This is a genomic window from Yersinia sp. 2542 StPb PI (assembly GCF_048593855.1).
In the GTDB taxonomy this organism is placed as follows: domain Bacteria; phylum Pseudomonadota; class Gammaproteobacteria; order Enterobacterales; family Enterobacteriaceae; genus Yersinia; species Yersinia enterocolitica_E.
The window spans coordinates 1-8,476 of record NZ_JAZGQA010000181.1; the positions used below are offsets into that span (position 1 = coordinate 1).

Here is an 8,476-nt window from a genome sequence, read left to right on the forward strand (position 1 = left end):
AAATTGATATTTATTATTAGTCCCCTTTGATAATACATACTTATCACAGATATTAAGTTTGTTGTTTTTTGTGGCAGATTCAAGTTCGTCAATAAATCTTTTACACTTACCAGATATTCCCCACCACAAAAAACTATCATTTGCTTTTACCCGTAGGTATGCATTGATTTCATTAATAATAGATTCGATACTATCACCTTCCATAACGCTGTTTATACAAATATCAAGATTACCCCCTTCTTTTATTTCATTGCCTCCAATAGCTATTTTAAAAATGTCTGAAAGATCATGTTTCAGAGTGCTCAGTTGTGAAACACTCTCGGTATCATTGAGGTAATTAATTTTTGAGCCATCGATTTTATTAGCGTCCATCCCTACCTCTATTTTAAGCACCCATTTAAATAATGACTAAATAGTAGCAAGAATAAAATAACCAACTATCAGTTCAACTCTATAGTTTATGAAATAAATCAATTAGTTTATCTTCTATTCTTATAAATCACGCCGTGTGAATACAAATAAGAAGCTCATTCATTTCAGAAATGTTTTATTTAACAGAATAAGTAAGTTGAAAATAGTTTGTAATAAATAAAGCGGTGAGGGAAATGGCTTAATATCGTTTTTTTATGGCAAAAATGAAGTCTGGCGACTCAAACAAAAAAGCCCTGATAGCAGCTATACACCGGTATCAGGGCTTGCTTTTCGCACTGCCACTTACAACTTAAGGCAGGATTGAAGGTTGGTCTGCGCCTTCTTTCTCAACTTTCTGCTGCAACATGTGTTCACGTTTCATACCCAGTTTCAACGCCAGCGCGGACGCAACGTAGATGGATGAAACGGTACCGATGGAAACACCGATCAACATCGTCAGTGAGAAGCCTTGCAGCATCGCACCACCGAAGATGAACAGCATCAATACCACCATCAGCGTAGTTGCAGAGGTCATAATAGTACGGCTTAAGGTCTGGGTCAGAGACACGTTCATGATTTCATAAGGCGTACCGCGACGGATTTTGCGGAAGTTCTCACGAATACGGTCCGATACCACGATACTGTCGTTTAGTGAGTAACCAATAACCGACATCAATGAAGCAATGATGGTCAGGTCAATCTCAATCTGGAATAACGACAAGATCCCCATGGTAATGACCACGTCATGGGCCAAAGCGATAACCGCCCCCAGCGCCAGACGCCATTCAAAACGGAAACCGACATAAACCAGAATACACAGTAACGCGACTATCAACGCCATGCCGCCAGCTTGGGCTAAATCGCTGCCCACACTTGGCCCGACGAATTCGATACGTTTTACCGAAGCATTCTTATCAACTGACTCATTAATAACAGAGATAACTTTGTTGCCCAATTCCTGCCCGGCAGTTCCGGTGGCGGGTGGCATACGTACCATCACATCACGGGTGCTACCAAAGTTTTGCAGAATTGGCGATTCAAAGCCCGCTTTTTCCAGCGTGTCACGCAGTTGATCCAGATCCGCAGGTTTTTCCAGGTTAATTTCAATCACCGTACCACCGGTGAAATCCAGACCCCAGTTGAACCCTTTAGTGGACATCACCACAATCGATGCCACCAACAGCAACAACGAGACGCCGAAAGCGACGTAATCCCAGCGCATAAAGTCATAGACTTTACGGCCATAGTTCAGTTGTTCAACAGTATAATCCTGTGCCACAACGTACTCCTCAAATAGACAGCTTGTTAATGCGCTTGCCGCCGTAAAGCAGGTTGACGATGGCACGAGTACCGACTATAGCGGTGAACATTGACGTTATAACACCGATTGCCGTTGTAATGGCAAAGCCTTTAATCGAACCGGTACCCACAGCATAAAGAATAATTGCCGTGATAAGCGTCGTTACGTTCGCATCGACGATACTTGAGAAGGCACCTTTGTACCCTTCATGAATCGCTTGCTGGATCGTCCGCCCGTTCCTGAACTCTTCTTTTATTCGCTCATTAATCAGTACGTTAGCATCAACTGCTACCGCCAATGTCAATACGATCCCGGCAATACCCGGCATGGTTAATGTCGCCCCCGGTAACAAGGACATCACACCCACGATCAACACCAGGTTAGCCAATAGCGCCGTACTGGCAATCACACCAAATTTACGGTAGTAAATCACCATAAACAGGATAGATACCGCCAGGCCCCACAAGCAAGCTTCCAGACCTTGGGTGATGTTCTGTGACCCCAGAGTTGGCCCGATAGTACGCTCTTCCACAATCTGGATAGGAGCAATCAGAGCACCAGCACGCAGCAACAGGGAAAGCTGACGAGCTTCAGCCGGGTTATCAATGCCAGTAATACGGAAGCTGTTACCCAAGCGTGACTGAATAGTCGCTACGTTGATAACTTCTTCCTGCTTAACCAGAATCGCTCGGCCGTTAGCATCCTTTTTGCCGCTGTCTTTATATTCTACGAACAAAGTCGCCATCGGCTTGCCGATGTTGTCTTTGGTAAAATTAGACATCAGAGAACCACCGGCGCTATCGAGCGAGATATTAACCTGAGCCTGGTTATATTCGTCGGTGCTGGAGGTTGAGTCAGTAATATGGTCACCGGTCAGGATAACGCGCTTGTACAAGACAACCGGGCGGCCTTCACGAGTATTTTTGACTTCTGAATCACCCGGTACCCGACCGGAAGCAGCAACAGAGGCATCAACATTGCTATTTACCAGACGGAACTCAAGTGTTGCCGTCGCACCAAGAATCTCTTTGGCACGCGCGGTATCCTGAATACCCGGTAATTCAACCACAATACGATCCGATCCCTGGCGCTGAACCAACGGCTCGGCTACACCTAACTGGTTAACCCGGTTACGTAGGATAGTAATGTTTTGTTGAACTGCATATTCACGCGCTTCCCGCAGACGGTCATCCGTCATCACTGCCTTTAAGGTATTGCTACCATTGGAGCCAATGACCAGATCACGGTGGCGAGAAGAGAGGTAGCTGACGGCATCATCGCGGGTTTTATCGTCGCGAAAACGCACTTCAACACCATAGTTATCAAGCTTACGCACCGTGGCATACGGGATATTTTTCTCACGCAGATCGGTGCGCAGGGTATCCATCGTTTGCTCTTGCAGTTTGCCCAGCGCAGTATCCATATCCACTTCCATCAGGAAGTGCACACCGCCGCGCAGGTCAAGACCCAGCTTCATCGGCTCTGCACCTAGCTTGGCAAGCCAAGAGGGTGTTGCCGGAGCCAGATTCAGCGCGATAACGTATTTGTCACCCATCGCAGCCATCAGTGCCTCACGGGCACGCAACTGGACGTCAGGATCTCTAAAGCGAGCCAGGATTGCACCGTTCTCCAGCGCAATAGACTTGCTCGCTATGTTGTCTTTTTCTAAAACGTCACGGACTTGGACCAGCGTTGTTTCACTGGCGGCGATTCCTCGCGCACCAGTGATTTGAACAGCCGGATCCTCACCATAAAGGTTGGGAAGTGCGTATAGCAGACCGATGAAGATCACAACGATCAGCATCAGATACTTCCACAAAGGATAACGGTTTAACACGGCAATTCCCTTCGGGAAAATCGAAAATTACAGAGCCTTCATTGTACCTTTCGGTAAAACGGCAGCAACGAAGTCACGTTTGATCATCACTTCAGTGGTGTCGTTCAGTGCGATTACGATATAACCCGTTTCCGCAACTTTAGTTACACGACCAAGTAAACCACCCGTGGTTAGCACTTCATCACCTTTACCAATAGAATCCATCAGTTTTTTGTGTTCTTTGGCACGTTTTTGCTGTGGACGCAGGATCATGAAGTAGAAAATAAGACCAAATACCACCAGCATAATCACCAGGGAGTACGGGCTGCTTTGAGCCGGAGCCCCAGCGGATGCGACAGCATCGGAAATGAAAAGACTCATTAAAATTCCCTCATTGTTATCAATATCAATAATGTGAAATCAGTGCGATAAAACAGAAACGGTAAATCGTAACTGTTAGATCTACAAATACAAAGGCAATAATTTTAAAATCAGGCATTTAATGGCGGAACAGGTTTCCCAATCCGGCCATAGAAATCTTCAACGAAGACCTCTAATTTACCCTCTTCAATAGCCTGACGTAAACCCGCCATTAAGCGCTGGTAGTAACGCAGGTTATGAATAGTATTTAGTCGCGCACCCAGTATTTCGTTGCAACGGTCAAGATGATGCAAGTAGGCACGACTATAATTGCGACAAGTGTAGCAATCACAATGTTCATCCAACGTTGCAACATCATCCTTATGCGTGGCATTACGGATTTTTACCACACCGTCAGTGACGAACAAATGGCCGTTACGGGCATTACGCGTAGGCATCACACAGTCAAACATGTCGATACCACGGCGCACACCTTCTACCAGATCCTCTGGTTTCCCCACGCCCATCAGATAACGTGGTTTATCTGCCGGAATCTGCGGGCAAACATGCTCCAAAATACGATGCATATCTTCTTTTGGTTCACCCACCGCCAAACCGCCCACAGCGTAACCATCAAAACCGATATCTACCAGCCCTTTTACTGACACATCACGTAAATCTTCGTAAACACCACCCTGAATAATACCAAACAATGCATTTTTATTGTTCAGTTCATCAAAGCGTTGGCGACTACGGGCCGCCCAGCGCAACGACATCTCCATCGAACGCTTGGCATAATCCCAGTCCGAGGGATAGGGGGTGCATTCATCAAAAATCATCACGATATCGGAGCCGAGATCGTACTGAATTTCCATTGATTTTTCTGGGCTAAGGAACACTTTATCGCCGTTGATCGGGTTTTGGAACATCACCCCTTCTTCTTTGATTTTGCGCATCGCACCCAAGCTGAATACCTGGAAGCCGCCGGAGTCAGTCAGAATCGGGCCATGCCACTGCATGAAATCATGCAAGTCACCATGCAACTTCATGATTTCCTGACCTGGACGCAACCACAGGTGGAAAGTGTTACCCAGCAAAATCTGCGCACCGGTCTCTTTTACTTCTTCCGGTGTCATCCCTTTAACTGTGCCATAGGTGCCAACAGGCATAAATGCCGGGGTTTCTACCACGCCACGCTCAAAGATAAGACGACCACGACGGGCGCGCCCATCAGTTGTTTGTAATTCGTACTTCACATAACCTCCAGCACTAGAGAAACAGTCTAATGTTGTTATTGCCGGATCACACAATATGTGTGACCTAAAATTTACGGGTTAACCGTCTCTTGCGGTGCCCGTGGATTACGGCTGATAAACATCGCATCGCCGTAACTGAAAAAGCGGTATTGTTCTGCCACCGCTTGCTGGTATGCATTCATGGTATTTTTATACCCAGCGAAAGCAGACACCAACATTATTAATGTTGATTCAGGTAAATGGAAGTTGGTCACTAAGGCATCCACAACCTGATAATGATAACCCGGGTAGATAAAGATACGGGTGTCACCAAAGAAGGGTGCAATCAGGCTGTTCTCTGCCGCCTTAGCAGCACTTTCCAATGAGCGTACCGAGGTGGTCCCAACCGCCACGACACGATTGCCACGCGCCTTACAAGCCAAAACAGCAGCTACCACATCTTGAGGTACCTCTGCATATTCGGAATGCATGATGTGCTCTTCAATGGTGTCTACACGCACGGGTTGGAACGTCCCCGCGCCGACATGTAGCGTAACGAAAGCCATCTCAATGCCTTTCTCGCGCAGTGCGGCCAGCATTGGCTCATCAAAATGTAAACCGGCCGTTGGTGCGGCTACTGCCCCTGGGCGCTCACTGTAGACTGTTTGGTACAATTCACGGTCAGCATCTTCATCAGGGCGGTCAATATAAGGAGGCAAAGGCATATGGCCGACGGCATTTAGGATAGTAAAAACATCCCGCTCATCGTCAAAACGCAGCTCGAACAAGGTGTCATGGCGTGCCAACATCGTGGCTCGAATACTTTCGTCATCGCCCAACAGCAGCTCAGCACCCGGTTTAGGTGCTTTGGAGGCTTTTACATGGGCCAGTACACGATGATCGTCCAAAACACGTTCTACTAATACTTCAAGCTTACCGCCACTGGCTTTACGGCCAAACAAGCGCGCTGGAATAACGCGGGTATTGTTAAATACCAGCAGATCGCCGGGCGTCAGTTTATCCAGCAAATCGGTGAAAATTCCGTGCGTTAACGTTCCCGTCGGGCCATCCAGTGACAGTAAGCGGCAACCGCTACGCTGGGGCTGGGGATAATGGGCAATCAGAGATTCCGGCAGCTCAAAAGAAAAATCGGCAACACGCATAGCTTTCCACTTGATATCAGAACAGACCCGGCTCACGAGTATGATTGGAGCCGGTTCACAAAAACAGGCCGCTAGTCTAGAGCCCTCAAGGGCTGGCTGCAAGAAATAAGGACAATTGGTGGTCATTTGCTATAGCCAAAATAATTGTCGTCGCAGCCAGGCAGTAAATGAACGCATCTCGATAAGCTGACGCCCACCAGTGATTCAGTTGGCAAATCTGCCAGATGCGGATTTGAGCACGGCTTACAGTAGCTCCGCAGAGGTGGGCCAGGGAATTGACCGCGTAATGACGGCAGCTAACACCGCTGCAACTTCAAGTAAGAAGGGATATACTTTGCAGATGAATTTTCTCGCTCACCTCCATTTAGCCACACTGGCTGACAGTTCCCTACTGGGCAATCTGCTGGCAGATTTCGTCCGTGGTAATCCACAGGATGAATATGCCCCTGAGATTGTGGCTGGGATTATGATGCATCGCCGCGTTGATGTCATGACCGACGCGCAGCCGCTGGTCAAAGAAGCACGTCGCTATTTTAGTGCTGATTACCGCCGAGTTGCCCCTATCACTTTGGATGTGCTGTGGGATCATTTTCTGGCACGTAATTGGGATAAACTGGTGCCGGACTACACGCTGCCCGGGTTTATCCAGCATGCGCAAAGCCAGATTGTGCCCCATCTACCACAGACACCCGCGCGCTTTCAGCACCTTAATGCCTATCTGTGGCGGGAGCGTTGGCTGGAGCGCTATGCTGAACTACCCTTTATAGCTGATGTGTTACAAGGTATGGCTAATCGGCGGCCCAAACTGGCAGCACTTGCTGGCTCTTTTCAGGATATAGAACAACACTATCAGCCGTTAGAACAACTGTTTTGGGCGTTTTATCCTGCCATGATGTTGCAGGCACAACGCCAACAAATCTAGCTTAAAACATCTTTATTTGTATGGTTATTACTACTAAGTCACTTGCGCTTTCTGCCAGAATGGGTATCTTAGCAAGACTACGAAACTAAAAACGTCGTAACGATAGGTAAAAGCTATCACAGCGATTGGTATTTATCCCTTTATTCATTGCGCTTAAATACCTATGCTGTGCCGATACTTTTAAGACAACTGGTTAATCCATCCCTATTAACAGGAGTAATTTATGGTTCTGGTAACTCGTCAAGCCCCTGATTTTACAGCAGCTGCTGTTCTTGGTAGCGGCGAAATCGTTGAAAACTTCAACCTGAAAAAACACCTGAACGGCCGCCCTGCCGTCCTGTTCTTCTGGCCAATGGACTTCACTTTCGTTTGTCCTTCAGAGTTGATCGCTTTCGACCACCGTTACGAAGAATTCCAGAAACGTGGCGTTGAAGTTGTTGGTGTTTCTTTTGACTCTGAGTTTGTGCACAACGCATGGCGTAAAACCCCCGTTGATAAAGGCGGCATTGGTGAAGTTAAATACCCAATGGTTGCTGATACCAAACGTGAAATTCAGAAAGCCTACGGCATTGAACACCCAGAAGCTGGCGTTGCATTGCGCGGTTCATTCCTGATCGACAAAAATGGTATTGTTCGCAGCCAAATCGTTAACGACCTGCCAATCGGCCGTAACATCGACGAAATGATCCGTACTGTTGATGCACTGCAATTCCACGAAGAACACGGCGAAGTTTGCCCTGCTCAGTGGGAGAAAGGTAAAGCAGGTATGGGTGCATCACCAGATGGCGTAGCTAAATACCTGTCTGAAAACGCCTCTAAACTGTAATAACAGTTTATGCCGCCCCTGATTTACTCGGGGGTATCAAGCCAGTCAGTTCACCCTGACTGGCTTTTTTTATGCTGATATAAAACCAAACGACGACATACCAACAATACTGATATATCCCCAAAGTAATTGGAGTTGCAGCTAGGCGGCAAACGAGTAAATCCCGATGAGCTTACATAAGTAAGTGATTCGGGTGAACGAGAGCAGCTAACAACGCTGTAATTTCAAGTAAGAAGGGGATATTTTTGTGGCATATTCAGCCTCCTTGCCTTGCCTTTCAGCAGGTAAGAAGCTACCGTAATGTTGTTCGGCATTAGGGAGCCTCGTATTGATTAACCTCAGTACGGGGCTTTTTCCTATCTGCTTTATGACAACAACTGTTTTTACCAAGGCACTTACAGCACTGGTTCAAACAATGCCCAAAGCAGACAGCTTCAAGCACC

The 8,476-nt window shown here is 47.2% G+C and carries 8 protein-coding genes; 2 read left to right on the plus strand and 6 right to left on the minus strand.

Features of this window, described 5'->3' with window-relative positions:
• The 6 genes from V1952_RS17580 to queA form a co-directional block, all read right to left on the minus strand.
• A partial coding sequence (locus tag V1952_RS17580; RefSeq protein WP_420075223.1) for a hypothetical protein occupies window positions 1-372 on the minus strand: 372 nt, incomplete at its 3' end.
• A gap of 349 nt (window positions 373-721) precedes the next feature.
• Window positions 722-1,690 (minus strand): protein translocase subunit SecF, encoded by a 969-nt coding sequence (secF, locus tag V1952_RS17585; RefSeq protein WP_083160065.1) that lies wholly within the window; start codon window positions 1,688-1,690, stop codon window positions 722-724.
• 10 nt (window positions 1,691-1,700) lie between these two features.
• Entirely contained in the window at window positions 1,701-3,548 is a 1,848-nt protein-coding gene (secD, locus tag V1952_RS17590; protein WP_083160067.1) for a protein translocase subunit SecD, read from the minus strand.
• Window positions 3,549-3,575: 27 nt separating this feature from the next.
• Window positions 3,576-3,908, minus strand: coding sequence for a preprotein translocase subunit YajC (yajC, locus tag V1952_RS17595; protein WP_005166605.1), 333 nt, complete (start codon window positions 3,906-3,908; stop codon window positions 3,576-3,578).
• A 110-nt stretch (window positions 3,909-4,018) separates the two neighbouring features.
• Window positions 4,019-5,143: a tRNA guanosine(34) transglycosylase Tgt gene (gene tgt / locus V1952_RS17600; protein WP_420075224.1), complete on the minus strand. Its 1,125-nt coding sequence runs from the start codon at window positions 5,141-5,143 to the stop codon at window positions 4,019-4,021.
• 71 nt (window positions 5,144-5,214) lie between these two features.
• Entirely contained in the window at window positions 5,215-6,285 is a 1,071-nt protein-coding gene (gene queA / locus V1952_RS17605) for a tRNA preQ1(34) S-adenosylmethionine ribosyltransferase-isomerase QueA (RefSeq protein WP_420072183.1), read from the minus strand.
• A gap of 340 nt (window positions 6,286-6,625) precedes the next feature.
• On the opposite strand from queA, the gene V1952_RS17610 reads away from it, so the two are divergent.
• Both V1952_RS17610 and V1952_RS17615 read left to right on the plus strand, forming a co-directional pair.
• Window positions 6,626-7,207, plus strand: coding sequence for an ACP phosphodiesterase (locus tag V1952_RS17610; RefSeq protein WP_372559838.1), 582 nt, complete (start codon window positions 6,626-6,628; stop codon window positions 7,205-7,207).
• A 223-nt stretch (window positions 7,208-7,430) separates the two neighbouring features.
• Window positions 7,431-8,033 (plus strand): peroxiredoxin C, encoded by a 603-nt coding sequence (locus V1952_RS17615; RefSeq protein WP_372558180.1) that lies wholly within the window; start codon window positions 7,431-7,433, stop codon window positions 8,031-8,033.
• Window positions 8,034-8,476: the final 443 nt, after the last annotated feature.